Genomic DNA, 25,965 nt, shown 5'->3' on the forward strand with positions numbered 1-25,965 from the left:
TCAGGACGCGCCGAGAACCTTCTCGATGGGCTTGGCCAGCTTCTCCGGCTTGGTGGTCGGCCCGAAACGGTCGACCACCTGGCCGTCGGCGTCGACGAGGAACTTGGTGAAGTTCCACTTGATGCGGCTGCCGAGCATGCCCGACTTCTGTTCACGCAACCACTTGTACAGCGGATGCGCGCCGTCTCCGTTGACCTCGATCTTCTCGTGCAGCGGGAAGGTGACGTCGTAGCGCAGGGAGCAGAAGTTCTTGATCTCCTCCGCGTCACCCGGCTCCTGGTGTCCGAACTGGTCACACGGGAAACCGAGGATGACCAGGCCTTTCGGTGCGTACGTCTTGTTCAGGACCTCGAGTCCCTCGTACTGCGGGGTGAACCCACACTGCGATGCGGTGTTGACGATCAGAAGGGGCTTGCCCTTGTAGTCGGCGAGGTCGACGGGCTCGCCGTCGATGGTCGTGGCGGTGAAGTCGTATGCACTGGTCTGGGTCACCTCTCGACGTTACCGAGTTTTCCCGGGAATCGGGTACGAGGGAGTTTGGTCCGTTCCCAGCGAGGGTAGACGCGGGCCATGACAGATCGGCACCGTGACAGCCAGGCCAGCGGCGATCCGGATGGTGGAGTCAAGGAAGGCAGCTCCGAACGGGAGCCGCGCGACGAGGAGCGCACCTTCCGCGCGCACGCCGGTGAGGCCATCGCGGATGCGCGGAACTGGCCGGGGTACTTCCTGATCGCCCTCGGACTCGGCGCTCTCGGCCTCGGACTCACCGCGGCCGGCGGCGGCTTCGAAGGATGGGCGATGATCTGCTTCCCGGCGGCTGTCGTGCTGTGGGCCGCCGGTCTCGCCGTCGTGCTGCTCGAACGCAAACGCGTCAAGAACGCCGAGGGCAAGAGTCTGACGGACCCTTCCGGACACTGACCGGCACGAGAACGTGCCGAAACGCGTGGAGGCTCGTACGTTGGAGAGGTGACTTCGTCTTCAGAATCCCGCCCGACCACGCTCGGTGAACTCCGAGCCTCGGGACACGTTCAGAAATCCGTCAAGAACGAACTCCGCGACAACCTCCTCGACGCTCTGCGGGAGGGCCGGGACGCCTGGCCCGGCATCCTCGGCTTCGAGAACACGGTGCTCCCGCAACTCGAACGAGCCCTCCTCGCACAACACGACGTCGTCCTCCTCGGTGAGCGAGGGCAGGGCAAGACCCGTCTGCTCCGAACCCTCGCGACGCTGCTCGACGAGTGGACCCCCGTCATCGACGGCTCCGAGCTCGGCGAGCATCCCTACGACCCCATCACTCCGGCCTCGATCCGGCGCGCGGCGGAACTGGGAGACGACCTCCCGGTCGCCTGGCGGCACCGTTCGGAGCGGTACTCCGAGAAGCTGGCCACCCCCGACACGTCCGTGGCGGACCTCGTCGGCGACGTCGATCCCGTGAAGGTCGCGGAGGGCCGCAGCCTGGGAGACCCGGAGACCATCCACTTCGGCCTCGTTCCCCGCACCCACCGCGGCATCGTCGCGATCAACGAACTCCCCGACCTCGCGGAGCGCATCCAGGTCTCGCTCCTGAACGTCATGGAGGAGCGGGACATCCAGATCCGTGGCTACACCGTGCGGCTGCCGCTCGACGTACTGCTCGTCGCCAGCGCCAACCCCGAGGACTACACCAACCGCGGGCGCATCATCACCCCGCTCAAGGACCGGTTCGGCGCCGAGATCCGTACGCATTACCCCATCCTGCTGGCGGACGAGATCGCAGTCATCGAGCAGGAAGCCGACCTGACGGCCACCGTTCCGGGACACGTTCTCGAAGTGCTCGCCCGGTTCACCCGGTTGCTGCGCGAATCCGCGTCGGTCGATCAGCGCTCGGGCGTCTCCGCTCGATTCGCCGTCGCCGCTGCCGAGACCGTCGGCGCCGCAGCCGTTCACCGCGCTGCGGTCCTCGGCGAAGCCGATCCGGTAGCCCGTCCCGTGGACACGCAGACGATCGTCGACGTGCTGCGCGGCAAGGTCGAGTTCGAGTCCGGCGAGGAAGGCCGCGAGATCGAAGTGTTGAACCACCTGCTGCGACGTGCGACCGCGGACACCGCCCGCGATCTGCTGGGCGGCATCGACCTGAGTTCGTTGGTCACCGCTGTCGAGCAGGGCGAGCCCGTCGTGACGGGTGACCGTGTCACCGCCAAGGTCCTTCTCGACGAGTTGCCGGATCTTCCTGTGCTCGACGAGCTTTCGGAGCGACTCGGAGCGACGTCCGACGGCGAGCGCGCGGCGGCGGTCGAGCTGGCACTCGAAGGTCTGTACCTTGCCCGGCGTATCGGAAAGGACACCGGGGACGACGGGCAGACGGTGTACAGCTGATGGCAGGTAATTCCCGGTACGGCCCCTATGTCGACGGTCCGGACCCACTCGCGCCGCCGGTCGATCTCCGCGAAGCGCTCGACGCGATCGGTCAGGACGTGCTGGAGGGCTCGTCTCCTCGTCGCGCCCTGCAGGAGATGCTGCGACGCGGCACGAAGAACATGACGGGTCTCGACGACCTGGCGGCGCGCGCGAACCGGCGTCGTCGCGAACTCCTGAAGAACAAGAATCTCGACGGCACGTTGCAGGAAGTGCGCGAACTGCTGGACAAGGCCGTGCTCGAGGAGCGCAAGACGCTCGCGCGTGCGCTCGACGACGATGCCCGGTTCCAGGAGATGCAGATCGCGGAACTCCCACCGTCGACGGCGCAGGCCGTGCAGGAGCTGTCCGACTACGACTGGCGCAGCAGCGAGGCTCGCGAGAACTTCGAGAAGATCAAGGATCTGCTCGGACGCGAAGTTCTCGACCAACGCTTCAAGGGTATGAAGCAGGCGCTCGAAGGAGCGACCGAGGAAGATCGTGCCGCCGTCGCAAAGATGTTGTCCGACCTCAACGATCTGCTCGACGCTCACGGCCGTGGTGAGAACACGGACGAGCAGTTCGAGAAGTTCATGCAGGAGCACGGGCAGCACTTCCCGGAGAATCCGGAGACGATCGACGATCTGATCGATGCGCTGGCCGAGCGTTCCGCGGCGGCGCAACGGCTGCGGAACTCACTGTCTCCCGAGCAGCGGGCGGAGCTCGATGCCTTGGCGCAGCAAGCCTTCGGCAGCCAGGAGCTGATGGATCAGCTGGCACGCCTGGATCAGAACCTCCAGTCGGCACGCCCCGGTGAGGACTGGGACGGAGCGCAGAAGTTCCGTGGCCAGGAGGGCATGGGACTCGGTGACGGTACCGGCGTCTTGCAGGACATCGCCGAACTGGAGGAGCTGGGAGATCAGTTGTCCCAGCAGTACAACGGTGCGGCGCTGGACGACATCGATGCCGACGCCCTGCTGCGTCAGCTGGGACCGGAAGCGGCGGCCGACGCTCGCACGTTGGCCGATCTCGAGAAGGCGTTGCAGCGGGAAGGTTTCCTCGACAAGGGCGCCGACGGGCAGTGGCGGTTGTCGCCTAAAGCCATGCGGCAGTTGGGACAGTCGGCGCTGAAGGACGTCGCCGGCAGTATCGCGTCCCGACGGGGCGAGCGGGACACACGACGGGCCGGCGCGATGGGCGAACCGACAGGTGCGTCGCGCACGTGGGAATTCGGCGACACCGAGCCGTGGGACGTCGTGCGGACGGTGACCAACGCGGTGCTGCGGACCGCCGCCGATCCCGCGATGGACAGCAGTGCGGGGGTCCGTCTGGCGGTGACGGATGTCGAGATCAGCGAGACCGAGCAACGGTCACAGGCGGCGGTCGCGCTGCTGGTGGACACGTCGTTCTCGATGGTCATGGAGGGTCGGTGGGTGCCGATGAAGCGCACCGCGCTCGCGCTGAATCACCTCGTGAGCACCCGATTCCGTGGGGACGACCTGACGATGATCGGTTTCGGGCGCCACGCGCAGACACTGACGCCGTCGGAACTCGCCGGTCTCGACGGGGCGTGGGACCAGGGAACCAACCTGCACCACGCGTTGATGTTGGCGGTCAAGCATCTTCGGCGGAATCCGAACGCGCAGCCGGTGGTCCTGATCGTCACCGACGGTGAGCCGACGGCACACCTCGAGCCCGACGGTCACGCGTTCTTCGACTACCCGCCACATCCCCGCACACTGGGGTTGACGGTGCGCGAACTCGACACGCTGGCCAAGATCGGCGCCCAGGTGACCATCTTCCGGTTGGGTGACGATCCGGGTCTGGCCCGCGTCGTCGATCGGATGGCGCATCGTGTGGGCGGCAGGGTCATCGCGCCGGACCTCGACGGTTTGGGCGCCGCGGTGGTCAGCGACTACCTCACGGCCCGGAGGAAGCGCTGATCACATGCCGTTGAGGACGGTGCGGGTGCCGACGGGTGCGGCGAGTTGCAGCTCCATCGTTCCGTAGACGGCGATCATGATGCAGGACTTGTTCTTCGCGGATTCGAGGGTGCCGGTGCGCACCGTGACGATGACCGATTCGTCGGTCTCCACCACGGTCGCATCGGCGCCGTAGCACTCGGGGGTACCGGTGACGAAGTGCACGGCGATGCGGTTGCCGGGCAACGGTGTCCACGCCTCGAACGGAGTGGACTGCGCCATGATCAGGGAGGCGCCCGGGGTGAACGAGGTGCCGACCTGGTCGGCGGCGACCTGGTGGGGGACCGGAGGCGACCCGGGAACGGGAACCAGATCGGTCGGTGTGGCCGCCCCGGTCTCGATGTCGGTGGGCTCCGTGTTGTCGGAGGATCCGCAGCCGCCGAGTGCGAGACACATCAGCAACCCCAACGCGAACGACCTCATGGCCTCCACGGTAGCGCGGTTTCCGGACTAGGCGAGCAGCGCGGCGACGACGGCGATGACCGGGATGGACACGATCGTGGTGATGAAGGCCGTGTCACGGGCCAGGACTGTGCCCCGGCCGTACCGGGTGGCGTAGACGAACACGTTCTGCGCGGTGGGCAGAGCGGCGATCACGACGACGGCGAACAGGTCGTGCCCGTCCAGGTTCCAGCCCCATCGCGCCAGCGCGTAGGTCAGCACCGGCAGGACCGCCATCTTCAGGAACGACGCGAGGGCGACGTCCCGACGAGGGCCGGCACCACGTTCGAGGACCTTGACGCCGTACAGCGACATCCCGAACGCCAGCAGTGCCCCCGGCACGCTGGCGCCACCGAGCAGCGTGAACGGCTGCATGACGGGATCGGGAAGTGTGAACCCGGTGATCGCGAGGGCGAGGCCCGCCAATCCGGCGAGGACGATCGGATTCTTGAACGGCGCCGCGACTATCCCGAGGAACGACGCGTCCTTCGACGACGTCGACACGTCGAGAACCGTCAGCGCCAGCGGCGAATAGATCATGATCTGGAACAGCAGCAGCGGCGCGACGAACGAGGCGTCGCCCAGCACGTACACGGCGATGGGTATGCCGAGGTTCGCCGCATTGACGTACGACGCGGCGAGGGCGCCGATGGTCGCCTCGGGGAGGCCGCGCTTGGTCACCGTCAGAGCGATGATCAGAGAGATCGCGCCCACGATCAATGCCCCCACCGCGGTGATGGCCAAGGTGGGGGAGAAGATCACCGACAGGTCGGCGCGCGCGAGAGTGTCGAACAGCAGGGCGGGTGTGGCGACGAAGAACACCATCCGCCCCAGAACGAGACCGCCGGACTCACCGAGCACGTGGGTACGTGCGACGACGTAGCCGATGAAGATGACCACGAAGATGACGGTGAATCCGGCGAGAACTCCTGACACGGAAGGGCCTCAGCCCCTACCGGCCTGCACTCAGCGAGTGGTGAACGGGAGGAGCGCCATCTCACGTGCGTTGCGCACGGCGGTGGCGACCTGACGCTGCTGCTGCGGGGTGAGTCCGGTGACACGACGGCTACGGATCTTGCCGCGGTCGGAGATGAACTGACGGAGCAGGTTCACATCCTTGTAGTCGACCTCGGTGATACCTGCCGCGATCAGCGGGTTCTTCTTGGGCTTGCGATTCGCATCGTCCTTGCCCTTCTTGGACGGAGCCCTCTTCACTGCCATGTTCTCTCCACTCTTTCACCAGCTGCTCTTGTGGACGCCGGGTAGTTCCCCGCGATGTGCTCGTTCTCGAACGCCGATGCGGGACAGTCCGAATTTCCGGAGATACCCGCGCGGTCGTCCGTCCGCAGCGTCTCGATTGCGCAATCTTACCGGACTCGCATCGCGCGGTAGACGCTGGAGAGCCCGGAGGGCTGCTTCGCGGTCCGCAGCGCTCGTCGAGGGCCGACGGATCAGCTCCTTCAGCTCGTGTCGTCTGCTCGCCCAGCGAGCGACGACGACGGCTCGCTGGTCGTTCCGCGCGATCTTCGACTTCTTGGCCATCAGCGTTCCTCCCGGAAATCGACGTGTCGTCGGACGACCGGGTCGTACTTCTTCAGGACGAGGCGGTCGGGGTCGTTGCGACGGTTCTTGCGGGTCACGTAGGTGTAGCCGGTGCCGGCAGTGGACTTCAGTTTCACGATCGGCCGGACATCGGTGCTTTTCGACGCCATGTCAGAACGTCCTTCCTGCGGCGCGCAGCCGCGTGATCACCGAGTCGATGCCGTCACGGTCGATGGTCTTGATGCCCTTCGCCGACACGGTGAGTCGGACGCGTCGACCGAGGCTGGGCACGTAGTAGGTCTTCTTCTGGATGTTGGGATCCCATCGCCGACTCGTGCGGTGGTGGGAATGCGACACGGTCTTCCCGAAGCTCGGTACCCGGCCGGTGACATCGCAGTGCGCGGACATCGCGGTCCTTCCTGTTGGCAATCGCCTTGTTGATAATCGTTTTCGACAAGCGCTGCGTCGGACTGTACGCTCGGACGCCGGTAAGTGAAAATCATTGTCGAAAAAGAACGTGAGGGGGATCGCTGACCATGGCGACCGACAGAAGGACTCCATTGGTCCTGGTGTGCGGACCGGCGGACCCGGGAGCAGCAGTGACCGCGTCGCTGCACGACGAGGGCACGCTGGTCCTGCATCACGACCTCTCGGACGCATCCGTCGGTGTCGTCCGCCGCCGAACCGACCGAGTGGGCGACGACGGTGCAGTGACCACCCGCGTGGTCGATCTCGCCGGGCTGGGGTGCTGTGTGTCGTGCCTGCTGCGCGAGGATCTGCTGCCGCTGCTGCGGTCGACGTCCACCGATTCGTCGGTCCGCCGCATCGTCGTGCGAGTAGACCCGTCACTCGACGTCGAGGCGATCTGCTGGGCCGTGGAGAACACCGTCGTCACCGGCATGGTGGGACGCGTCGACGCACCCGCGTCGCACGACGTGCGGATCGAGGCGGTCATCGGCTGCGTCGACAGCGCTACCTGGTTGTCGGATGCCACGGGTGACGAGCTGGTCGGCGAGCGCGCATTTCCCGACGGGACGGTCGATCTGCTGGACGACCGCACCGTGGCGCAGGTGGCGGTGGGGAACGTCCGCAGCGCCGACCTGCTGGTCGTCGCCGACACCGGGGTCGACCGATGGGAGGCGGCGCGACTCGCCGCCGTGCTCGAACGACTCTCTCCCCGGGCTCCGACGGTGTGGATCCTGCGAGGGGAGACGCCGCGCGGACTCCTGTCCCGCGTTCCCGCGACGGCTCGTCGCGGCGCCGTCGACGACGCGCATGCGCCGTTGCTCGACGGTCAACCTCCCCTGTCGTCCGAATGCGGCGTCACGCTCGTGGAGTTCTCGGATCGACGCCCGTTCCATCCCGGTCGACTGCACGCGGCGATCGACGTACTTCTCGACGGCGTCGTCGCCACGCGTGGGCGGATGTGGGTGGCCACCCAACCAGACTCCGTGTTGTGGCTGGAATCGGCCGGCGGGGGACTCCGGGTCGCTTCGGCGGGATCGTGGCTCGCGGCGATGACGCCGGACGAGTACGAGGACGTGCCGACGGCGCGGCGGGCTCTCGCGGCACTCGGATGGGACGACGACTTCGGTGACCGCGCGCAGTCCTTCGTCGTGCTCGTCCACGAGGCCGATCCCGAGCACGTCCACGCGACGTTGTCGGACGCACTGCTGACCGACGACGAGCTGCGACACCCCGAGCGGTGGCCTACCTGGGCCGACCCGTTCGGTCAGTACCACCAGGACCCCTGCGACACGGACGTCCATGCCGTGTCGGACATAGAGAGAAAGGCTTCGGAATGAAGCACGGCGTACATCCCGACTACCACCCCGTGGTCTTCCAGGACTCGGGCACGGGATCGATGTTCCTGACCAGATCCACGATCACCAGTGACCGCACGGTCGAGTACACCGACGGACACAGCTACCCCTTGATCGTCGTCGACGTCACCAACGAGTCGCACCCGTTCTGGACCGGGGCCGCGCGAGTGATGGACACCCAGGGGCGCGTGGAGAAGTTCGAGCGTCGCTACGGCAAGCGAGACGCATCGCCCCGAGCCGGGAAGGCCTGAGCCGTGGCCGTTCCGAAGCGGAAGATGTCCCGGTCGAACACGCGCAGCCGACGCTCGCAGTGGAAGGCCACACCGCCCGATCTGGTGCCCGTCACGGTGGCGGGAGTCGTGCACAGGGTGCCCCGTCGGCTGGTGAAGGCCGTCCAGCTCGGCGTTCTCGATCCGAAGTCGCTCTGAGCGGATACCGGGTTAGCATCACCGCATGAACGTCGACGTCACCCTGCTCCCCGGCATCGGGGTCCGCAAGGATTTCGCGTTGTCCACCGGACGACGCATCGGTGTCATCACGCGCAAGGACGGCACGAACGAGCTCATCGTGTCGAAGAAGAACGACCCGGATTCGACTCAGGCCTCGATCACGCTGAGCAACGAGGAAGCCGCGGCGCTGGGCAACCTGCTGGGCACGCCGCAGCTCGTCGCGCAGCTGGGCGAGGAGCATCGCGATCTGCCGGGGATCAGGACCCGTCAGTTGCCGATCCGCGAGGGTTCCCGTTTCGACGGGCGGCAACTGGGCGACACGGCGATGCGCACGAAGACCGGTGTCTCCATCGTCGCCGTCATGCGGGCCGGTCAGGTGCAGCCGTCACCGACGCCGGACTTCACGCTGGTCTCGGGCGATCTCCTGGTCGTCGTCGGCACCAGCGACGGACTCGATCACGCAGCAAAGATCCTGGGCAGCTGACGAGTGGGAGAAACAGCGCTCGAACTCACCGAGTTGGGTGCTGTCTTCTTCGCACTCGGGCTGCTGGCGCGGCTGGCGTCGCGAATCGGGATGTCGCCCATCCCGTTCTATCTCCTCGCGGGTCTGGCCTTCGGCAACGGCGGACTGGTCGAGCTCGACGGGATCGACGACTTCACGCACCTCGCCAGCGAGATCGGCGTGGTGCTGCTCCTTCTACTCCTCGGTCTCGAGTACACGGCGAACGAGTTGGTCACCGGTCTGCGGAGATCCTGGACCGCAGGTCTTCTCGACCTGGTGCTGAACTTCGTGCCGGGGGCCGTGGTCGCTCTGATCCTGGGGTGGGGTCTCATCGGGGCGATCGTCCTCGGCGGCGTCACCTACATCTCCTCGTCGGGCATCGTGGCGAAGGTTCTGAGCGATCTGGGCCGTCTGGGTAACCGCGAGACGCCCGTCGTGTTGTCGATCCTGGTGTTCGAGGACCTCATGATGGCGCTGTACCTACCGATCCTCACGGCTGTGCTCGGCGGGGTCAGCCTTCTCGGCGGAGCCGAAGCGGTGGGCATCTCTCTGCTGGTGGTGACCGTGGTGCTCCTGGTCGCGCTGCGCTACGGCTGGGTGGTCTCGGCCATCGTCGACAGCAAGGACCGGGAGGTGGTGCTGCTGAAGGTGTTCGGCGCGGCACTGCTGGTGGCCGGTGTCGCGTCGGCGATGCAGGTCTCCGCGGCGGTCGGTGCGTTCCTGCTGGGGATCGCGATCTCGGGGTCCACTGCGCAAGCGGCGACGCGCGTGCTCGAACCGCTCCGTGACCTGTTCGCCGCGGTCTTCTTCGTCGTGTTCGGGTTCAACACCGATCCGCGATCCATCCCTCCCGTGCTGGGGTACGCGATCGTCCTGGCCCTCATCACCGCCACGACGAAGGTGGCGACCGGAGCGTGGGCCGCCCGCCGCATCGGTGTGGGGCAGCTCGGCCGGATGCGTGCCGGCGCCGCGCTGATCGCGCGCGGCGAATTCTCCATCGTCATCGCGGGTCTGGCCGTGGCGGCCGGGGCCGTGGAGGACGAACTGGCCGCGCTGGCGACGGCCTACGTGCTCATCATGGCCGTCGTCGGCCCCATCGCAGCCCGCGTCGTCGAGCCGGTGACTCAGCGGGTGATGGACGCACGGGCTCGCTGAGCGCAGCTTTCGCGGCGGCCAGACGCTGCCGACGCTCGTCCCGTGCACGGGCCCACTGCTCGACAGTCTCGTCGGCGTCGACACGTCCGATGGGAACCTGAGGTCCCACAGGCGCGCGGAGCCAATCCATGATGCGAGCATTCAAGTCCTTGACGACGGCGCGGACCTGCTCTTCGGAGCGCACGTCCCGCAGCGTCTCGGGGAGGCGTTCGACTTCCTTGCGCAGTCGCAGCGGAGTGGGGAGCAACGCGTCGCCGGGAAGATTCTCCCGCTCGAGATACCCACGCACCCACGACAGTTCGTCGGTCGAGGACCGGGGGATGGGCTTGCCCAGGCCGGGCAGATCGTCGAACGCGCCCTTGTCCTGTGCCTCGCGGATCTGTCGGTCCACCCAGGTCTGAACGCTGATGTCCCACGGTTTGCGCTGCGTCATTCTCGCGGCCCCTAGGTCTCCGTCGCGGTGTCCGAGTCGTTGTCCAGGTCCTCGACGAACTGCGCCACGATCTTCTCGGCGATGACCCGCGCCTTGACGTTGGCCGCCTGGCTCTGCGTCGCGATGTGGTCGAACGCCGCCTCGGGCGTCATCCGCGCGGTCACCATCATCACTCCCACCGCCTGGCTCAGCACGCTACGGCTGTCCAGAGCTGTTCGCAGAGAGGACACTTCGCGCTCCGCCCGCCCGAGCAGCTGCTCGCGCAGTCGCGCCAGTTCCAGGTGCACCCTGATACGCGCCACCAGCTCCGTCGGCTGGAACGGTTTGGTCACGTAGTCGTCCGCGCCCAGGCGCAGGCCCTCCACGATGGATGTCGACCCGGCACGTGCGCTGAGCAGGACGATCGGAATCCGCACCAATCGACCGTCGGAGCGTGCCTCGTCCACCAACGACAGACCGCTGCGTCCGGGAAGCGTGATGTCGCTGACGATGACATCGGGCGGGTTCTGCCGGGAATGCGCGATCGCCGAGTCGACGTCGGCGAACTCCGCGACGTGCCATTCCTGTTCTGTCAGCAGTCCCACCAGGTATTCGCGCATGTCGGCGTTGTCCTCGACGAGAACGACTCGGCGCTGGTCGGGTGCCGGCTGGCTCGCGCGGGGCTCGAGCGGCCTCCACATGTCGGCCTCACCGATGTAGCCGGCGCCGAGCGCCGCGGTGACTTCCCGCGTGGAGGCGTCGACGGCGGCGGGTGCGGCGGACGGAACCAGGGGAACGGTGACGGTGAAGATCGAGCCGCGAGGGGAGTTCCCGTCGACGGTGATCGAGCCGTCCATCGCGGAGACCAGGTCCGACACCAACGACAGACCCACTCCGGATCCCTCGCGACTGCGTCCGTCGATGCTGGGGACCTGGAAGAAGCGGTCGAACACCTTGGGTCGGTCCGCCTCGGATATGCCGAGTCCGGTGTCGGCGACGGCCACGGTCAAACCGCGGTCGGACGCGGACAACGTCACCGTGATCGACCCCTCGGTGGTGAACTTGACCGCATTCGAGATCAGATTCATGACGACGTGGGTCCACATCGTGCGGTCGATCTCGACGTGCGGATCGCTCACACCGTCGACGTCGACGCTCAGGGTCACCCCGGAGCGCTCGGTGGCGTCCCGGAACATCGAGACGCACTCCGTGGTCAGGGCGACGATGTCTGTCGGTTCGGGCGTGACCTCGAAGCCCCCGGCGTCGCCGCGAGCGACATCGAGGAGGGTGTCCACCAGGCGTTGGAGTCGCAGGGCCGCGCGGCGAGCCGACTGCAGAGACCGCAGGTGCGACGACGGCAGCGCGTTCTGCTGATCCTCGAGCACCTCCCCGAGCGGACCGAGCAGCAGCGTCAGCGGCGTCCGGAATTCGTGGCTGACGTTCTCGAAGAACCTCGTCTTCGCGGTGTCCAACTCTTCGAGGTCGGCCACCCGACGAACTTCGGCAGCGTAGGCGTACGCATCGGTGAGGGCGGTCGAGATCCGGTCGGCGACGACGTCGAGGAACACCCGGTAGGGATCGTCGAGTCGGCGGAACTCGCTGATGCCCGCGACGAGGACTCCCGTCGATTCGTCGGACGATGTGCGCAGCGGCAACACGAGGGCCGACTGATCGCCCATCTCGACGTTCTCGGCCACGCCTGCGGCCGCAACTCGGAGCATCACGTCGGGATCGACGGCTGCGGTCGTCGTGGTCGTGGTGACGGCGACAGGTCTGAACGACGCCGGTCCGAGGCCGTCGTCCTGGTGGAGGTGAATCGAGGCGAACGGGATGTCCGTGTTGCCGGTGAGCACATCCAGCGACTCCCGGGAGACGGCGTCGATGCCCTTCGCGCCGACGGTCATCGTTCCCAGATCGCGGAGGACCGCCATTCGTCGATCGGCCAGTACCTGCTGCGTGACGTCGGTCGTGGCGACGAAGACACCGTCGACTCCGCCACCCTCGGCGAGGATCGGACTGTAGGAGAAGGTGAAGAACGTTTCCTCCACGTACCCGAACCGGTTCAGCAGGATGCGCTGCTCGGTGCGGTGGATCGCGGTGCCGCCCAGAGCCTCCATCGCGAGTGGCCCCAGGGAGTCCCAGGCGATGCGCCAGCAGTCCTCTGCTCGTTGGCCCACTGCCGTGGGAAACAGTTCGCCCGCCATGGGCGTGTAGGCCTCGTTGAAGATCTGGACGAGGTCGTCGCCCCACCAGATCAGCATGCCCACGCGGGACGGCAGAACCGTACGGATCGCGGTGACCAATGCGGTGGGCCACGACTCCACGGGGCCGAGCGGTGTGGACGACCAGTCGAACTCACGGTGTGCCACGGAAGTCGCGTCCGACCCGGGAAACAGTTCGTCCCGTGTCGTCATCGCGTCGCGCGTGTCATGAGAGTGGCGCTGTCGTCATCCCCAGCATTCCTCGTGGGCCCTTTCTGGCGTGCGACTCGAAGACGAGGCGCGTCTTCGTACAGTGTAAAGGCGCCGGAGGGGTGGTGCTGACAGATGTGACGCTTCAGGCACGCCCGATCAGGCGAGTGCACTCCCGGCGAGCCACTCCGACCACGGCACGCTCCAGTCGCCGTTCTGCCACTGCTGCAGCGGCGCGCCGCCGGTGTTGCGCACCTCGACCACGTCGCCGGGGACCGAGAAATCGAAGAACCACGACGCGTTGGCACGGCTGAGGTTGAGACACCCGTGCGAGACGTTGGTGTTGCCCTGCGCCCAGACGGTGTCCTCGAGCTCGTGCAGGTAGATACCGTCGTTGCTGATGCGGGTCGCGTAGTTGATGGACTCCTTGTAGCCGAGCCGCGAATTGACGGGCAAGCCGTACGTCGAGGAATCCATGATCACCGGATTCGCCTTGTCCAGGACGGTGTACACACCGGGCTGCGTCCAGAAGGTCAACGTCTGACCGCCGATGGTCTCGCTGCCCCCCATACCCATCGAGGTGGGCATGGTGCGGATCAGTGTCCCGTTCTCGTAGACCTCGACCTGCTTGGTGTTGTCGTCGGCAACGGAGACGTGCGAGTCGCCGATGGTGAAGGAGGTACTGACGTCCTCCTGCCCGAACAGGCCGTCGCCGACCTCCACTCCGTAGACCTTCGCGGAGATCGTGACGGCGGTTCCGGGGGTGTAGTAGTTCTCGGGCCGCCAGTGGACGTTCTGATCGTCGGCCCAGTACCAGGAGCCGGTGACGGCCGGCGTGGTCTGCACGGTCAACGTCTTCTCGGCGGCGGCGCGGTCACCGATGGGCTCGTCGAAGTGGACGACGGCCACGATCCCGACGCCGAACGTGCCGCCGTCGGTCAGCAGGTTGCCGCCCGCGGTGACGAACGACGGGAGCGTGTAGTTGTCGGGCGCGACCGTGGTGAACGAACTCGTCTCCTGATGCGCCGCGCCGTCGGTGGCGGCCGTCTCGATCGACAGCTCGTACGACTTGCCGTACCCGAGCGTCGTCGCGGGCTTCCACGTCGATCCGTCGGGGGTGATCACCCCGTCGACGACGACGCCGTCGGCGTTCGTCATCGTCACCGCGGTGATGGTTCCGTTCGTGGCGCCGACGCTGATCGGCGCCAACGGGTTGACGTCGGTTGTGCCGTCGGCCGGATCCACCGTCACCGTCGGTGCGGGAGCAGCCTGCGTCGTCTCCGGCGCGGCGCCACCGGTGTCGCCACCGCCGGAACCGATGGTGCACGCGGACACGAGCAGCATCACGAGTGCGAGGCACGCCAGAACGGCAGTACGGAACGGGGGGCGGCGAGACATGAGCGGAACTCCGACGGTCGAGGAGTGGAAGAGTAGGCACCACGGTAGCGCGAGACGGTGACATGCCACTGCCGCTCCGCGTTTCGCCGAGCACGCCGACCGGTTCGGTGGAAGCATCCTGACATGACGAAATCGGTCCCCGACTCGCTGCCACCCCAGGTCGTCGTCCTCTTCGGCGCTACCGGTGATCTGGCGAAACGCAAACTCCTGTCCGGCATGATGCACCTGGTGCTGTCCGATCTCGCGCCGCGGATGCGCGTCGTCGGCACCTCGCTCGAGGCGATGACCAGCGACGAGTTCCGTGCGATGGCCAAGGACGCCGTCGAGAAGTTCTCCTCGAGGACGCCGTCGGACGAGGAGTGGGCGGCGTTCGCGAAACGTCTCACGTACGTCTCGCAGTCGGACGGCCCACAGGCCCTCTCCGATGCTGTCGCGAACGCGGAGAAGGAGTTGGGCGAGGGAACCAGGCGGCTGCACTACCTGTCCGTGCCGCCGTCGGCTGCGCTGGCCGTCATCGACATGCTGTCGGACGCGTCCCTGGTGGAGCGGTCTCGCATCATCATGGAGAAGCCGTTCGGCACCGACCTCGCCAGCGCGATCGACCTCAACGCCGCGGTGCACCGAACCTTCGCGGAGGAACAGATCTTCCGTATCGACCACTTCCTGGGCAAGGAACCGGCGCAGAACATTCTCGCCTTCCGCTTCGCCAACGGACTGTTCGAACCGATCTGGAACAGGACGTTCATCCAGCACGTCCAGATCGACATCCCGGAGACGCTGGGTCTCGACGGGCGCGCCGGGTTCTACGAGTCGACGGGTGCGTTCAAGGACATGGTGGTGACGCACCTGTTCCAGGTGCTGGCGTTCACCGCCATGGAACCGCCGACGGCGCTCGAGCCCGACGCGATCAAGGAGGAGAAGAACAAGGTCTTCCGGTCGATGCTGCCCATCGATCCGCGCGAGGTGGTGCGCGGGCAGTACTCGGGGTACCGGCAGGAGAAGGGGATCGCTCCGGATTCGGACACCGACACGTTCGTGGCGCTGAAGTGTCACATCGACAACTGGCGGTGGGCGGGCGTGCCGTTCTACCTGCGCACCGGCAAGAAGATGGCCGAGGGGCAGCGCATCATTTCGATCGCGTTCCGTGAGCCGCCCAAGTCGATGTTCCCGGCCGGATCGGGTGTCGGCGCTCAGGGTCCGGACCACCTGACGTTCGACTTGACCGACTCGTCGAAGGTGTCGCTGTCGTTCTACGGCAAGCGTCCTGGCCCGGGGATGCGTCTGGACAAACTCAGCATGCAGTTCGCGCTGCACGAAACCGAGAGTGCATCGGACGTTCTGGAGGCGTACGAACGGCTGATCCTCGACGCGATGCACGGAGACCACACTCTGTTCACCACCTCCGAGGGCATCGAACGCCTGTGGGAGGTGTCGGCGCCTCTGCTCGCGGATCCGCCTCCGGTGCGGACGTATGCGCCGGGATCGTGGGGTCCCAACGCGATCCATTCGCTCGTGGCCCCCGACGCGTGGCGCCTGCCGTTCGAGAGGGAGTGGCGCGAGAAGAAGTGACCGCTCACCCGCAGGTGCTGGGTGCGGGTTCGCCGGCGTAGCGGCCCCGAAGCCATTCCGCGGGTGCACTTCCCAGGTCGAGGATGCCGTGGCCCTGCCCTGCTGCCTCACGTAGCTCGACGGTGTCACCGAGTGCACATGCGCGCCGAACCGCGTCGATCGTCCACGCCGGAAGCGTGAGGGTGTCCAGGTCGCCGTACCCGACGAACATCGGTGCGGTGGCGGCGCGGCGAGGCACCCCCGCGTCGGACAGCCACGCGCGCAGGCGATCTGCAGCAGCTCGATCGACGGGGGCGTAGTCGGCGGGCGTGACGCTCTCGGCGATCGAGCTCTGGAGGCCGCTGTTCTCTCCCTCGCACGCCGTGAAGACGTCGCGACGATCGAACAGTTCCCCGTGCAGATAGTCGCTCGTCACCAGATCGGGATGCGCCACGGACAGTCCCTTCAGCACCGACGGGAGCAGGATCACCTGCTCGCGGGTCAGCGTGCCCTCCTCCATCGCGGACACGACCGGCGTGAGATCGGTGGCGGGGGACATGCTGATCGTTCCTGCGAGCCGCAGTCCGCCGCCGTAGTCACCGGCCTGCTCGTTCGCGGCCCAGACCGCCTGACCTCCTTGGGACACTCCGTATCCCACCCAGGTCTCGGATGTCGCCGGCTCCACCTCACGGGCGGCGCGGACGATGTCGATGACATTGAATGCGGCAGTCGTGGAGTCGAGATACGGATGCGGGCCCGGTGCCCCCAAGCCCTGGTAGTCGGTCATCGCCACGACGTAGCCATTGGCGAGGAACGGGATCACGGTGGTCAGCGATCCGAGCAGTCCGATGCGACGTGACGGAGCGCATCGTGTGTCGGTTCCCGTCGTCGCGTGTCCGACGGACACGATGGGCCATCCTCCGGACGGCGGTTCACCCTTGGGTACGAGCACCAATCCACTGACGGCCGTGGTCGATCCGTCGATTCCGGACGTCGATCCGTACAGCACGCTCACCGACGTGGACGTCAGCGATGCGAGCGCGGGGTAGCCCGTGAAGTCGACAGGGTCCGCGAGCAACGTGCCGGGGGCGGCGGACGTCGGTGTCTCAGGAACGTCGGACGGTGCCGACGTACATGCCGCGCAGGCCAGCACGACGGCCACGAGGCCCGCGAACGACTTCCCGCACGCGGCCATGCTGCATCACTCGATACCGCGGAGGAGGGCGACCGGGTCGGCGCAGGCTCGGGCCAGCGCTCTGTCGACGACCGCGACGTCGATCATGCCGCCGCAGAACGAGGCGGAATACGAACGGCCGCCCTGGACCTGGGAGATCAGGACCGAGATCCCGTCGGGACCGTCGGGTTCGAGCGCCGCGGTCATCTGCCGGGGCCTACCGTCGTCACGCCAGGTGAGGTGGTCGTAGAGGGAGAGCGTGCCCAGGTCGCTGACGGCGAGTCGCGGACGCTCCGGAACCACGACCACGTCGTCGGCCGGAGGCGGCGGGGACGTGCGGTGGCCCTTCACGGCGGCCTTGGCATCGGCGAGCGCGAGAACGGCGATCGGCCATCCCGAATCGATGACCTCCTTCATCACCGTCGCGACGTCGCCGGGAGTGGGGAGGGTCGGGAGTTTCACCGGGATGCCGATGGCGAAGTTCCCATGCTCGGCCCGGTGCGACGCGTCGAGGTACCGGCGGCAGTTGAACAGGATCATGACGTGCTCGTCGAGATCCACACCCTCGCTGCGCAGCGCGGCGACGACGAGTGCCACGGACACCGACGCACTGGTGGCGCCGGGAGCGTGCTCCTTGCCCCAGGCTCGCAACGCGGCGACCTGCTCGGGAGCCATGTAGGCGGCGCGAGTGGTCTTGAATTCGGCCCAGTGCTCGATGCGGCGCGTGGCCGGTGCGCTGTCCCGACGCTTGTGGTGGGCGCGGAGGCGCCAGAAGTCCCGTGCCGCAGAGGGTGTGGAGCCGAAGTGCCGACGGACGGCACTCCAGGTCGCGTTCCGAGGGAGTGACGGGGCCATGCTGGCGGCCATCGCGTGGCCGGGATCGGACGCCGCGGCGCCGACCATGGTGACGCCCATCTGACCGTCGCCGACGCCGTGCGAATAGTGGACGACGACGTAGTCGCCGCACAGCACGATTTCCACGGGGGCGCGCTCGCCAGGACGGGTCCGGACACGGTCCATGAGTTCACCGATATCGTCGGTCGCCAGGTCCGGACGGGACGTCACGGCGGTGCCCGACGCGATGTTCTCGCGATAATCCCAGTGCCGTCGGTCCGCGCGCGCATCGACGCGGATGCGGGACGTCGGTGACGCCGTCTCCGCAGCGGTCAACATCGCTCGCACGGCATCCTCGTCGAGACCCTCGACGGGGCCGATCACGGCGAGTGTCTGTGCCGGCGCGAAGGTTCGGTCCAACTCCGTGGACGCGTACGTGCTGCCGGAATCACGTTGCGGCATCGATCACCTCCTGCATCCGGGCACGGAAGTTCGCTCGGGAGAACCCTTCTGCCCACACGCGGATCTCGGTGCGGTCGAACTGGTTCGGGTCGAAGGACGACATCGCGTCGGCGAAGCCGGCGACGATGTGCTCGTCCGAACCGGGGGAGATGTGCAGACCGGTCGTGCCGTGGATGACCGAGTCGACGGCGCCGCCCTCACCGAGCGCGATGACGGGCGTGCCCGTCGCCATGGATTCCACGGGGACGATGCCGAAATCCTCGATGCCGGGCATGAGCAGTGCTCGCGCCGTGCGGTGAAGATGCAGAAGCTTCTCGTGCGACACGCGACCGAGGAACACGGTTTTCGGACCGGCGAGGGCGCGGCACTGCTCCATCGCACGGCCGTCGCCGGCGACGATCAGCGGAACGTCGGCGCGAGCCGCGGCGCGGATCGCGATGTCGGGTCGCTTGTACGGAACCAGGCGGCCGGCGAGCAGGAAGAAGTCCTCGCGTTCCACCGTCGGGTCGGGTGTGAAACCTTCCGTGTCCACCGGCGGATGCACCACCACCGCGTCGTCACGCCCCCACCACTGCGAAATGCGTTCCGCGACAGCGGTCGAGTTGGCGACGACCGTCGTCAAGCGGGGGGCGGCGCCCGTTTCGCACCGACGTGCCACCGCGGAGAGTGCCGTGAGTATCGCAGCGCCTGCGCGGCCGCCACCTTCTCCGGCCCGCAGTTCCGGATCCCACGCCCACCGTGCGGGGCTGTGCACGTAGGCGATGACGGGTGCGTCGGTGGCATGGACGGCTTGCGTCGCGAACGCGTGATGGCTGACCACGACGGCCTCCGCATCCCGGAGCGGAAGACGACGGAAAGCGCTGGGCATCAGGGGAAGCACGGGAGCGTACGAGCGCTGACCGATGCCGTTGTAGACGGAATTGAGCCACGTCGTGTGCGGGGGAGTCGTCAGACCGGCGGGAGTTCCCTCCGGTCGGGCGATCGGGGCGTACACCTGCGCACCCGGCCACTGCAGGGCGAGTTGCTCGACGACGTGTTCCGAGCCGGCGACCTCGGTGAACCGCTCGTGGACGATGGCGATCTTGTCAGTGTCTGGCATTGTTCTCGACCTGCTTGTCGGGGCGTCGTTGGATGACCGGTTCGGACGGGCGCCGACGTCCGGACGGTTGTACCACGAGGTGGGTACGGAGTCCGAAAGCGCGCAGGCGCCGAAGTGCGGCCTCGGCGGTCTTGCGGTCACGCCCCTTGGAGGACAGCAACACCACCGCCGTCTCGACGTCGTGCACGTCGATGAACGTCCACCACTCGCTGGCGAGGTCGGCGCCGACCAATGCGTCGGGGTGACGGGGTTGCCCGCCGGGTGACGTCGCGGTGGGCGCCGGGTAGACGGCGTCGTCGCCGACGAGCACCAGGACGTTCTGTTCGGTGCGTCCGCGGTTCGCGGCGTGGCGGGCGCCGACGGAGCCCGTGGAGTTCGGTGCGGCACCGCGTTCCGACGCGGCGACCGAGGCAGCGACCACGGGCGGTAGACCGGTGGTCACGGTCGGGTCGAACTCGGCACCGTATTTCCGCGAGATGCGCCGAGCCCACGCGCGGCTGGGTGTGCGGCCCAGCCGGCTACGCAGCAGGACGATCACTTCGGCCGCGACGATCAACGCGAGCAGCGCGGCCACCGACGCCTCGGACACGGGCTTGGGGGAGACGGGGGCGGTGCTCTGTTCCGGGACGGCGAGAACGACGAGTTGGTCACCGCCTCCGGTCGACTGCAGTTGCGTCAACTGGGTTCTGAGGTCCGACAGCGACTGGTCGGAGGCGGTGCGCGCCGGATCGCCGGGAATCAGCTGAGCGTTGCGCGCTTCCTCGGCGGCGATGGCGCCCTGGATCTGCTCGAGCTGACCCTGCGCGTTGCGTGCCGCCGTGGCCGACGACGCCTGCGACACGGTGGCCACCGTCGTGCGGACCAACTGCAGGGCCTGTTCGGGTGAGTCGGCGGTGACGGTGAAGTCGAGCAGCGCGGGCGAGGTCCCCGGTGTCAGTTCCAGATGCGAGGCGAGCGTGCCCGCATCCCACCCCGTGTCCACCTGTGCCAGCACCTGCTCGAGCACGTCGTTGTCGGCCGCGAGGCCGATGAACGGCGCACGGAGCTGCTCGATGAACGCGTCGCCGGGCACGATCTCGCCGGCCGGTTCGATCTCGGTGACCACGGTCGCCGAGTACTGCTTCTCGGTCATGAACTCGCGGAGGCCGAAAACTGCCGCTCCGACGAGGAGTGCCACGAGAAGGGCTGGGACGAATGCGCGGCCGAGTTCACGCATATGACCCGCCAGGTCGATCGGCGGGGGAACGTCACCGCGGTGCACCGGGTCGTCTACGGGAGCCAACCGAATCTCCTCGAATCGCTCGTGCGAACGCGCACAATGTCGCGGATCGACATGTCCCATTCGATGATACGCAGGTCGCGGTGCACCCCGGGTAATGCCGAGAGGTGGTGTGTCACCCTCTTGCCGGAATGCCGGTTTCTGTCCTCCAAACCGTCCCGACGCCCATTGTGGCGCGCCAGAGAATGGTCGATGCGAGCCATTTCTGCGGCGCTCACGCGATCAGCTCGGAATACAGCGCCGGAAGTGTCACGGCGCTGTCGTGGCGCGCCGCGACGGTCGCTCGGGCGCGTCGCCCCATCTCGGCGCGTGTGGAGTCGTCACCGAGGAGAGTGCGCAGCGCGTCGGCCAGGGCGCCGGAGTCGCCCGCAGGCACCAGGATTCCTTCTCCGTGAGCGAGGAACTCGGTCGGCCCGCCGTGATCCGACGCGACGACGGGAAGCCCGTGCGACATCGCTTCGAGAACCGACAGGGGGCCGGCCTCGGGAAGCACACTGGAGGACACGACGACGTCCCATCGACGCAGAACCGCGTCGGGATCCACGTGGCCGAGGAAACGCACCCGTCCCGCGAGGTCCGGACGTTCTGCGCGAGCGCGGAGTTCGTCGACATAGTCCTGGTCTCCGGAGAAGTTTCCACCGGCCAGTTCCACGTCCACGCCGTCGAGTCGGGCGATCGCGTCGAGAAGGACGAGGTGGCCCTTCCAGGGAGTCAGCAGTGCCAGCATGCCCACCACCGGTGGAGTCCGCGTCGCCGCGAAGTAGTCCTCCACCGGCCACGGCACGCCGTACGGCACCACCTCGGCGGCCAGGCCGAGGTCGCGGACCGGAGCGGCTGCCGCCTCCGTGCACGCGACCGCGCGTCGCACCACGCGTCGACTGATCGAGACGACGGCGCGTTGCCGACCGCTGGCGACGGCGTCGTGGACGAGCCAGGACACGCCGCGCGGGGGTCGGGCGAGTTGCGCCGCGGGAAGGGCGAACAGAGAGTTCACGACGGTGGCGGTGCCGGGGCGTCGCGACAACGAGCGGATGGTCCGGGCCGCCGACACCCACCGCGCCGCCATCCGTGCCGCGGCCAGGATCCGAGCCGGTCCCTGCTCACCGCCGAGACCCAACTCGGGAATCGCCACATGCTGCGCCTCCGCCGGGAGCGCCTGCGCCAGCCGACCTTCCGGGCACACGACGGTCACCGCCGCGCCGGACCGCACGGCTTCTCCGACGACGGCGAGGAGCATCTTCTCCGCGCCCGAGATGTTCGAGGTGTGGCCGACGAAGACGGTGTTCACGAGTCCCTCCTCGACAGCACGAATCCGGTTGCTCCGACGACGACCGCGGCGACGACGGACACGAGGAACCACAACGCGGGCGCGGCATCGACAGCCAGCGTGGCGACCGCCGTGACCGCCGCGGTGACGACGGCCAGCGAGAGAACGGGCATCACGGCCAACAGTCCCGACATGGGCATGCTGCGCTCGATGACGATCCAGAGCATCACCACCGTCACCGCGAAGGTGACGACGGTCGCGATCGCGGAACCGTTGTAGGACAGGTGGGGGATCAGCACGATGTTGAGCGCGATGTTGAGCGCGAGGCCGAACAGAGCGACCACCGGATAGTGCCGCTGCATTCCTGCGGATGCGAGCAGGAAGATGCCCAGCAGGATCAGTGACATCAGGGCGGCGCCGAGCACCAACAATCGGGCCGCGTCGGAACCGGCCGTGAACCGCTCCCCGTAGAGCAGGCGGATCAGCGGTTCGGCCGACGGCCAGAATCCCGCGACCGCGACGGCACCGAACGTCGCGAAGTAGATTCCCGCGGAACGGGATCGAGCCCGGAACACCGAGAGTTCGTTCGGCCACGCCGCCACCAGCAACGTGCTCACCGGCGCCACGGCGGCCAGCGCGATCGTGTCCATCATGTCCGAGAACTTGTAGCCGATGGAGTACAGGCCGACAGCGTCGAACGTGTCCAGCAGACTCAGCATCAGGACGTCGATCTTGAGCATGGCGATGGTCAACGCGAAGCCGATGGCCAGCGGGACGGCCTCGCGCAGATACGCCCCCCACCTGCTGACGTCGATGTGCCGCGACGGGCGTAGCCCCACCGAGCGTCGCCGGACGGCCAGACCCTTGCCGACGGCGCGGAACGCCTCGTTCGCCACCGCGGGTAGCACGAAGATCAGCAGCACCGGTGCGAACACCGCGGCCAGGATCGTCAGGACGAGTTGCAGGACCTGGCCCAGACTCTCGACGACCGCGACGAGCAGCATTCGATGCCGAGCCTGGAACAACACCGACAACGCGTGGGACGGCGTCGCGAAGACGACCACCAGTCCGCCCAGCGCCGTCGCGAGAACGACCTCACCGGGGTACTGCAGGATCAGCACGTAGCCGACGGCGAGGACGTACCCGACGACACCGAGAACCGTCCGTAACGCCAGGAACGACGATGCGGTGCGGCCGATCTCGTCGGCGTCGTCGTCCATCAGGCGAGCCAGGACCACACGCCCCACCCCGAGATCGGTCACCACCGACATCAGGCCCAGGAGCGCGAAGACGAAGCTGAACTGGCCCCATCCCTCCGGGCTCAGTGAGCGGGCGACGATGACGCTGCCGACCCATCCCAGGCCGGCGACGATCACTCGCGACGCCAACACGGCGATCGTCGCGCGCGCCGCGGCCTTGGGGTCGGCGGCCAGAGCCCGATAGTCGGGTGCGGCAGGCTCCGAACCGTCGCCGACGATGTCGTCGTCCATCAGAGAAGTCCGGCCGCGCGGTAGGCCGCCGCGGTGCGCTCGGCCGTCCGCGCCCACGTGAGGTCCGCCATCGCATGCAGCGCTTGGGCGACGAGGTCCTCACGAGCGGCGGCGTCGAACAGCAGGGGTCGGAATGCGTCCACCCAGGACTCGACGCGTTCGTCGTCCAGCAGCACCGCGCCCTTGCCCACCACTTCGGGGAGCGCTCCCACCGCGCTGGCCACGACGGCGCCGCCGCAGGCCATCGCTTCGACAGGAGGCAGTCCGAACCCCTCGTAGCGCGAGGCGTACGCGGTGATGGTGGCGGCCGAGTAGAGGGCGGGGAGGTCCTCGACGTCGACGTACCCGAGGCCAGTCGCATAGCGGGGAGCGGATGGACCGGTCGACCCTGCACCGGCGAGAAGGCACGGAACACCGAGCGCCTCGGCGGCGTCGGCGACCAACTGGACGTTCTTGCGTGGCTCCACGGTGCCCACCTGCATGACGAACGTGTCGGGTAGCGAGTACTTGGCCCGCACCGCCTCGACGGCGTTCTCGTCGGGCGGCGTCGCCCATGCTGCCGGGGCGAGTTCGACCACCGCGGCGTCGCGGCCGCTGACGGCCTTGATGCGATCGGCCGTGAACCGGGACACCGCGATGAGGAGATCGGCCGTCCGCAGCGATCGCCGCACCAACCGTTGCTCGCCGGCCGCGCGGAACCGACTCGATGCCGACGGCATGTCGATGACCGAGATGTCGTGCACGGTCGCAACTGTCGCGCCCCGAGAGATCAACGGGAGGTCGACATCCAGGCCGTGCACCACGTCGTGCGAGCCGACCGGCAACGCGCCGAGTACCGCGCGCACAGCCCCGCCCGACACCGGTCTGACCATCGGCCGCACCGCGCGGGGAAGCTCGCCGACGGCGTCCTTCTGCACGACCGCGGCGAGGTCGGTCCCCGACAGATGCTGGGGAAGCTCGTTCAGGAGCTCGCGGATGTATGTCTGGACACCGCTGCCTCCCGGTCGGAGGGCGAGGGCCCCGAAGACGATCCGTGTTGTGCTGCTGCGCATCCCACTACTCCTAACAGAAGCCAGAAATACACGTCGATAGGAAAGATCTCGAAATAGGTGGCCACGAGCGACGCGAACATCGCGGCGACGATCGAGGCCCCCACCCCGAGCGAGAGTGCGCCGTCCTGCCCGGGCAGTGCCCGGGACAGTCGGGTGCACCAGAGCAGCGCTGTGATCAACAGCGCCAGCACGGCCCAGAGTCCGATGGGGCCCAGTTCGAGAGCTGTCTTCACGTAGTAGTTGTCGGGCTGGTAATTGGTGGACAGTCCGGAGAACGTCGTGCCCTGAGCTGTCGAGATCCGGTCGGCGGCAGCGCCGCTGGACCCCAGCCCCTCTCCGAACGGGTGGGTCTTCACTTTCTCGATCACTTCGTTCCAGCGGCCACCGCGTTCGTTCAGGCTGCTGGAGGAGAAGAAGACCGAGGTGATCTTGGGGACGAACGGGAGGATCGCACCGACGAGGGCGGCGACGATCACGAGAAGTCCGCCGAGAGCGCGGAAGCGGATGATCGCCATGTAGATCAGTCCGACGGCGAGGCCGAGCAGCGCCGCGCGCACGATCGCACTGGACATCGCGATCACCATGAACGGGCTCGCGCACAGGAACAGAAGGTTCCGTCGTCGCCCGGGATCCGCCAGTGCGACAGCCCCTCCGACCAGCAGCGACAACATCACGTACAGACCGAACGGGAACGGGAGGTTGAACGTGCTGAACGTGCGCAGCAGGCCGCCGGAGGTGCGCACCTGGGTTCCGTACTCGTAGCCCAGCGACACCAGGACAGCGGGACCGACGGCCAACTGGGCGAGTCCGACGAGCGAGGTGAAGGCGCCCATTCCCATCAGGACGGTGACCAGGTGATCGCGATCGCGGGCGTCGAACGGTGCGAGCCACAGGGTCGCGACGAGCAGCAGGTAGAAGAACGTCACCTTGATGCCCACGGTGCCGATGACGCCGAAGGACAGCAGCGCCGACGCGACGCCGAACACGACGAACAGCGCAGCCGCCGGCCACCACGGCATCAACAAGGTCGGCGCGCGCCCGGATCGTGCCCGGCTGCGACGGATGTACGCGGATCCGAGCGTGAAGATCACCAGACCTTCCTTCCACCCGGCCACGATGCCCGGCAGCGGAAGGATGGCTAGGAGACCGTTCAGCGGCACGAACGCGGCCAGCACGAGCACACCGACCTGCGGGCGATAGAAGACCGCTCGCGCGACGAGGAACGCGGCGAGGAGAACGAGCGCTGCGGCGAAGGCCTCGACGACGATCATC

Annotated in this window: 27 protein-coding genes; 9 read left to right on the forward strand and 18 right to left on the reverse strand. The window is 67.5% G+C overall.

The window, feature by feature from the left end; genetic code table 11:
• On the reverse strand, positions 1-492 hold the full coding sequence (locus AC0IX4_RS14460; RefSeq protein ID WP_471829572.1) for a glutathione peroxidase: 492 nt from the start codon (positions 490-492) through the stop codon (positions 1-3).
• A gap of 78 nt (positions 493-570) precedes the next feature.
• Here AC0IX4_RS14460 and AC0IX4_RS14465 point away from each other — a divergent pair, with 78 nt between their 5' ends.
• Genes AC0IX4_RS14465 through AC0IX4_RS14475 form a run of 3 tightly spaced genes read left to right on the forward strand, consistent with a single transcriptional unit; the run spans position 571 to position 4,316 of the window.
• A complete protein-coding gene (locus AC0IX4_RS14465) occupies positions 571-918 on the forward strand; it encodes a hypothetical protein (protein ID WP_042575335.1) in 348 nt (115 codons plus the stop codon).
• 48 nt (positions 919-966) lie between these two features.
• Positions 967-2,355, forward strand: coding sequence for a sigma 54-interacting transcriptional regulator (locus AC0IX4_RS14470; RefSeq protein WP_042575334.1), 1,389 nt, complete (start codon positions 967-969; stop codon positions 2,353-2,355).
• Positions 2,355-4,316 carry a hypothetical protein gene (locus AC0IX4_RS14475; RefSeq protein ID WP_471829573.1) on the forward strand — a complete coding sequence of 654 codons (1,962 nt, stop codon included), beginning with the start codon at positions 2,355-2,357 and terminating at the stop codon, positions 4,314-4,316. Before AC0IX4_RS14470 ends, AC0IX4_RS14475 begins: the two co-directional genes overlap by 1 nt.
• On the opposite strand, the gene AC0IX4_RS14480 is transcribed toward AC0IX4_RS14475, so the two are convergent.
• The 6 genes from AC0IX4_RS14480 to rpmB are packed head-to-tail and all read right to left on the reverse strand — an operon-like array spanning position 4,317 to position 6,746.
• Positions 4,317-4,778: a hypothetical protein gene (locus tag AC0IX4_RS14480; RefSeq protein ID WP_471829574.1), complete on the reverse strand. Its 462-nt coding sequence runs from the start codon at positions 4,776-4,778 to the stop codon at positions 4,317-4,319.
• A gap of 27 nt (positions 4,779-4,805) precedes the next feature.
• Complete coding sequence (locus tag AC0IX4_RS14485; protein WP_471829575.1) at positions 4,806-5,732, reverse strand: AEC family transporter; 927 nt, start codon at positions 5,730-5,732, stop codon at positions 4,806-4,808.
• A gap of 30 nt (positions 5,733-5,762) precedes the next feature.
• Positions 5,763-6,017: a 30S ribosomal protein S18 gene (gene rpsR, locus AC0IX4_RS14490; RefSeq protein WP_042575331.1), complete on the reverse strand. Its 255-nt coding sequence runs from the start codon at positions 6,015-6,017 to the stop codon at positions 5,763-5,765.
• Between the two features lie 15 nt (positions 6,018-6,032).
• Entirely contained in the window at positions 6,033-6,338 is a 306-nt protein-coding gene (rpsN, locus tag AC0IX4_RS14495; protein WP_042575330.1) for a 30S ribosomal protein S14, read from the reverse strand.
• Positions 6,338-6,508 carry a 50S ribosomal protein L33 gene (rpmG, locus tag AC0IX4_RS14500; protein ID WP_042575329.1) on the reverse strand — a complete coding sequence of 57 codons (171 nt, stop codon included), beginning with the start codon at positions 6,506-6,508 and terminating at the stop codon, positions 6,338-6,340. The genes rpsN and rpmG overlap by 1 nt, the downstream gene beginning before the upstream one ends.
• A 1-nt stretch (position 6,509) precedes the next feature.
• Entirely contained in the window at positions 6,510-6,746 is a 237-nt protein-coding gene (rpmB, locus tag AC0IX4_RS14505; RefSeq protein ID WP_042575328.1) for a 50S ribosomal protein L28, read from the reverse strand.
• Positions 6,747-6,874: 128 nt separating this feature from the next.
• On the opposite strand from rpmB, the gene mrf reads away from it, so the two are divergent.
• Genes mrf through AC0IX4_RS14530 form a run of 5 tightly spaced genes read left to right on the forward strand, consistent with a single transcriptional unit; the run spans position 6,875 to position 10,267 of the window.
• Positions 6,875-8,143 (forward strand): ribosome hibernation factor-recruiting GTPase MRF, encoded by a 1,269-nt coding sequence (gene mrf / locus AC0IX4_RS14510; protein WP_471829578.1) that lies wholly within the window; start codon positions 6,875-6,877, stop codon positions 8,141-8,143.
• Positions 8,140-8,412 carry a type B 50S ribosomal protein L31 gene (locus AC0IX4_RS14515; RefSeq protein WP_471829579.1) on the forward strand — a complete coding sequence of 91 codons (273 nt, stop codon included), beginning with the start codon at positions 8,140-8,142 and terminating at the stop codon, positions 8,410-8,412. The genes mrf and AC0IX4_RS14515 overlap by 4 nt, the downstream gene beginning before the upstream one ends.
• Positions 8,413-8,415: 3 nt before the next feature.
• Positions 8,416-8,589: a 50S ribosomal protein L32 gene (gene rpmF, locus AC0IX4_RS14520; RefSeq protein WP_471829581.1), complete on the forward strand. Its 174-nt coding sequence runs from the start codon at positions 8,416-8,418 to the stop codon at positions 8,587-8,589.
• Between the two features lie 25 nt (positions 8,590-8,614).
• Positions 8,615-9,094 (forward strand): cation:proton antiporter regulatory subunit, encoded by a 480-nt coding sequence (locus AC0IX4_RS14525; RefSeq protein ID WP_042575324.1) that lies wholly within the window; start codon positions 8,615-8,617, stop codon positions 9,092-9,094.
• Between the two features lie 3 nt (positions 9,095-9,097).
• A complete protein-coding gene (locus tag AC0IX4_RS14530) occupies positions 9,098-10,267 on the forward strand; it encodes a cation:proton antiporter (protein WP_042575323.1) in 1,170 nt (389 codons plus the stop codon).
• Here AC0IX4_RS14530 and AC0IX4_RS14535 read toward each other — a convergent pair.
• From AC0IX4_RS14535 to AC0IX4_RS14545, 3 genes are all read right to left on the reverse strand, one after another.
• A complete protein-coding gene (locus AC0IX4_RS14535; protein ID WP_471829582.1) occupies positions 10,188-10,700 on the reverse strand; it encodes a DnaJ family domain-containing protein in 513 nt (170 codons plus the stop codon). The two genes, AC0IX4_RS14530 and AC0IX4_RS14535, sit on opposite strands and share 80 nt — an antisense overlap.
• 11 nt (positions 10,701-10,711) lie before the next feature.
• Positions 10,712-13,093 (reverse strand): ATP-binding protein, encoded by a 2,382-nt coding sequence (locus AC0IX4_RS14540; RefSeq protein ID WP_471829583.1) that lies wholly within the window; start codon positions 13,091-13,093, stop codon positions 10,712-10,714.
• A gap of 156 nt (positions 13,094-13,249) precedes the next feature.
• A complete protein-coding gene (locus AC0IX4_RS14545; protein WP_471829585.1) occupies positions 13,250-14,488 on the reverse strand; it encodes a L,D-transpeptidase in 1,239 nt (412 codons plus the stop codon).
• A 123-nt stretch (positions 14,489-14,611) separates the two neighbouring features.
• Between AC0IX4_RS14545 and zwf the strand changes: the two genes are divergently transcribed.
• Entirely contained in the window at positions 14,612-16,057 is a 1,446-nt protein-coding gene (gene zwf / locus AC0IX4_RS14550; RefSeq protein ID WP_056070130.1) for a glucose-6-phosphate dehydrogenase, read from the forward strand.
• A 4-nt stretch (positions 16,058-16,061) separates the two neighbouring features.
• Here zwf and AC0IX4_RS14555 read toward each other — a convergent pair whose 3' ends face one another.
• The 8 genes from AC0IX4_RS14555 to AC0IX4_RS14590 all read right to left on the reverse strand — a co-directional run bounded on the left by AC0IX4_RS14555 (position 16,062) and on the right by AC0IX4_RS14590 (position 25,964).
• Positions 16,062-17,231, reverse strand: coding sequence for a lipase family protein (locus AC0IX4_RS14555; RefSeq protein ID WP_056070128.1), 1,170 nt, complete (start codon positions 17,229-17,231; stop codon positions 16,062-16,064).
• A gap of 6 nt (positions 17,232-17,237) precedes the next feature.
• On the reverse strand, positions 17,238-18,506 hold the full coding sequence (locus AC0IX4_RS14560; RefSeq protein WP_471829587.1) for a hypothetical protein: 1,269 nt from the start codon (positions 18,504-18,506) through the stop codon (positions 17,238-17,240).
• The gene (locus tag AC0IX4_RS14565) at positions 18,493-19,605 is read right to left on the reverse strand and encodes a glycosyltransferase (RefSeq protein ID WP_471829589.1); all 1,113 of its coding nucleotides are present in this window, start codon (positions 19,603-19,605) and stop codon (positions 18,493-18,495) included. Before AC0IX4_RS14565 ends, AC0IX4_RS14560 begins: the two co-directional genes overlap by 14 nt.
• Positions 19,592-20,887: a hypothetical protein gene (locus tag AC0IX4_RS14570; protein ID WP_471829590.1), complete on the reverse strand. Its 1,296-nt coding sequence runs from the start codon at positions 20,885-20,887 to the stop codon at positions 19,592-19,594. The genes AC0IX4_RS14565 and AC0IX4_RS14570 overlap by 14 nt, the downstream gene beginning before the upstream one ends.
• A gap of 211 nt (positions 20,888-21,098) precedes the next feature.
• Positions 21,099-22,172 (reverse strand): glycosyltransferase family 4 protein, encoded by a 1,074-nt coding sequence (locus AC0IX4_RS14575; RefSeq protein WP_471829591.1) that lies wholly within the window; start codon positions 22,170-22,172, stop codon positions 21,099-21,101.
• On the reverse strand, positions 22,169-23,641 hold the full coding sequence (locus AC0IX4_RS14580; RefSeq protein WP_042574797.1) for a flippase: 1,473 nt from the start codon (positions 23,639-23,641) through the stop codon (positions 22,169-22,171). Before AC0IX4_RS14580 ends, AC0IX4_RS14575 begins: the two co-directional genes overlap by 4 nt.
• Positions 23,641-24,693: a glycosyltransferase family 4 protein gene (locus AC0IX4_RS14585; RefSeq protein WP_042574746.1), complete on the reverse strand. Its 1,053-nt coding sequence runs from the start codon at positions 24,691-24,693 to the stop codon at positions 23,641-23,643. The genes AC0IX4_RS14580 and AC0IX4_RS14585 overlap by 1 nt, the downstream gene beginning before the upstream one ends.
• Entirely contained in the window at positions 24,603-25,964 is a 1,362-nt protein-coding gene (locus tag AC0IX4_RS14590) for an O-antigen ligase family protein (RefSeq protein WP_471829593.1), read from the reverse strand. The genes AC0IX4_RS14585 and AC0IX4_RS14590 overlap by 91 nt, the downstream gene beginning before the upstream one ends.
• Position 25,965: the final 1 nt, after the last annotated feature.

This window comes from Rhodococcus sp. AC861, from assembly GCF_979256035.1.

Coding starts and splice junctions, on each gene's coding strand:
- AC0IX4_RS14465 (WP_042575335.1), top strand. CDS start 571: ATGACAGATCGGCACCGTGACAGCCAGGCCAGCGGCGATCCGGATGGT.
- AC0IX4_RS14475 (WP_471829573.1), top strand. CDS start 2,355: ATGGCAGGTAATTCCCGGTACGGCCCCTATGTCGACGGTCCGGACCCA.
- AC0IX4_RS14480 (WP_471829574.1), bottom strand. CDS start 4,778: ATGAGGTCGTTCGCGTTGGGGTTGCTGATGTGTCTCGCACTCGGCGGC.
- rpsR (WP_042575331.1), bottom strand. CDS start 6,017: ATGGCAGTGAAGAGGGCTCCGTCCAAGAAGGGCAAGGACGATGCGAAT.
- rpsN (WP_042575330.1), bottom strand. CDS start 6,338: ATGGCCAAGAAGTCGAAGATCGCGCGGAACGACCAGCGAGCCGTCGTC.
- rpmG (WP_042575329.1), bottom strand. CDS start 6,508: ATGGCGTCGAAAAGCACCGATGTCCGGCCGATCGTGAAACTGAAGTCC.
- rpmB (WP_042575328.1), bottom strand. CDS start 6,746: ATGTCCGCGCACTGCGATGTCACCGGCCGGGTACCGAGCTTCGGGAAG.
- mrf (WP_471829578.1), top strand. CDS start 6,875: ATGGCGACCGACAGAAGGACTCCATTGGTCCTGGTGTGCGGACCGGCG.
- AC0IX4_RS14515 (WP_471829579.1), top strand. CDS start 8,140: ATGAAGCACGGCGTACATCCCGACTACCACCCCGTGGTCTTCCAGGAC.
- AC0IX4_RS14525 (WP_042575324.1), top strand. CDS start 8,615: ATGAACGTCGACGTCACCCTGCTCCCCGGCATCGGGGTCCGCAAGGAT.
- AC0IX4_RS14535 (WP_471829582.1), bottom strand. CDS start 10,700: ATGACGCAGCGCAAACCGTGGGACATCAGCGTTCAGACCTGGGTGGAC.
- AC0IX4_RS14540 (WP_471829583.1), bottom strand. CDS start 13,093: ATGACGACACGGGACGAACTGTTTCCCGGGTCGGACGCGACTTCCGTG.
- AC0IX4_RS14545 (WP_471829585.1), bottom strand. CDS start 14,488: ATGTCTCGCCGCCCCCCGTTCCGTACTGCCGTTCTGGCGTGCCTCGCA.
- zwf (WP_056070130.1), top strand. CDS start 14,612: ATGACGAAATCGGTCCCCGACTCGCTGCCACCCCAGGTCGTCGTCCTC.
- AC0IX4_RS14555 (WP_056070128.1), bottom strand. CDS start 17,231: ATGGCCGCGTGCGGGAAGTCGTTCGCGGGCCTCGTGGCCGTCGTGCTG.
- AC0IX4_RS14560 (WP_471829587.1), bottom strand. CDS start 18,506: ATGCCGCAACGTGATTCCGGCAGCACGTACGCGTCCACGGAGTTGGAC.
- AC0IX4_RS14565 (WP_471829589.1), bottom strand. CDS start 19,605: ATGCCAGACACTGACAAGATCGCCATCGTCCACGAGCGGTTCACCGAG.
- AC0IX4_RS14580 (WP_042574797.1), bottom strand. CDS start 23,641: ATGGACGACGACATCGTCGGCGACGGTTCGGAGCCTGCCGCACCCGAC.
- AC0IX4_RS14585 (WP_042574746.1), bottom strand. CDS start 24,693: ATGCGCAGCAGCACAACACGGATCGTCTTCGGGGCCCTCGCCCTCCGA.
- AC0IX4_RS14590 (WP_471829593.1), bottom strand. CDS start 25,964: ATGATCGTCGTCGAGGCCTTCGCCGCAGCGCTCGTTCTCCTCGCCGCG.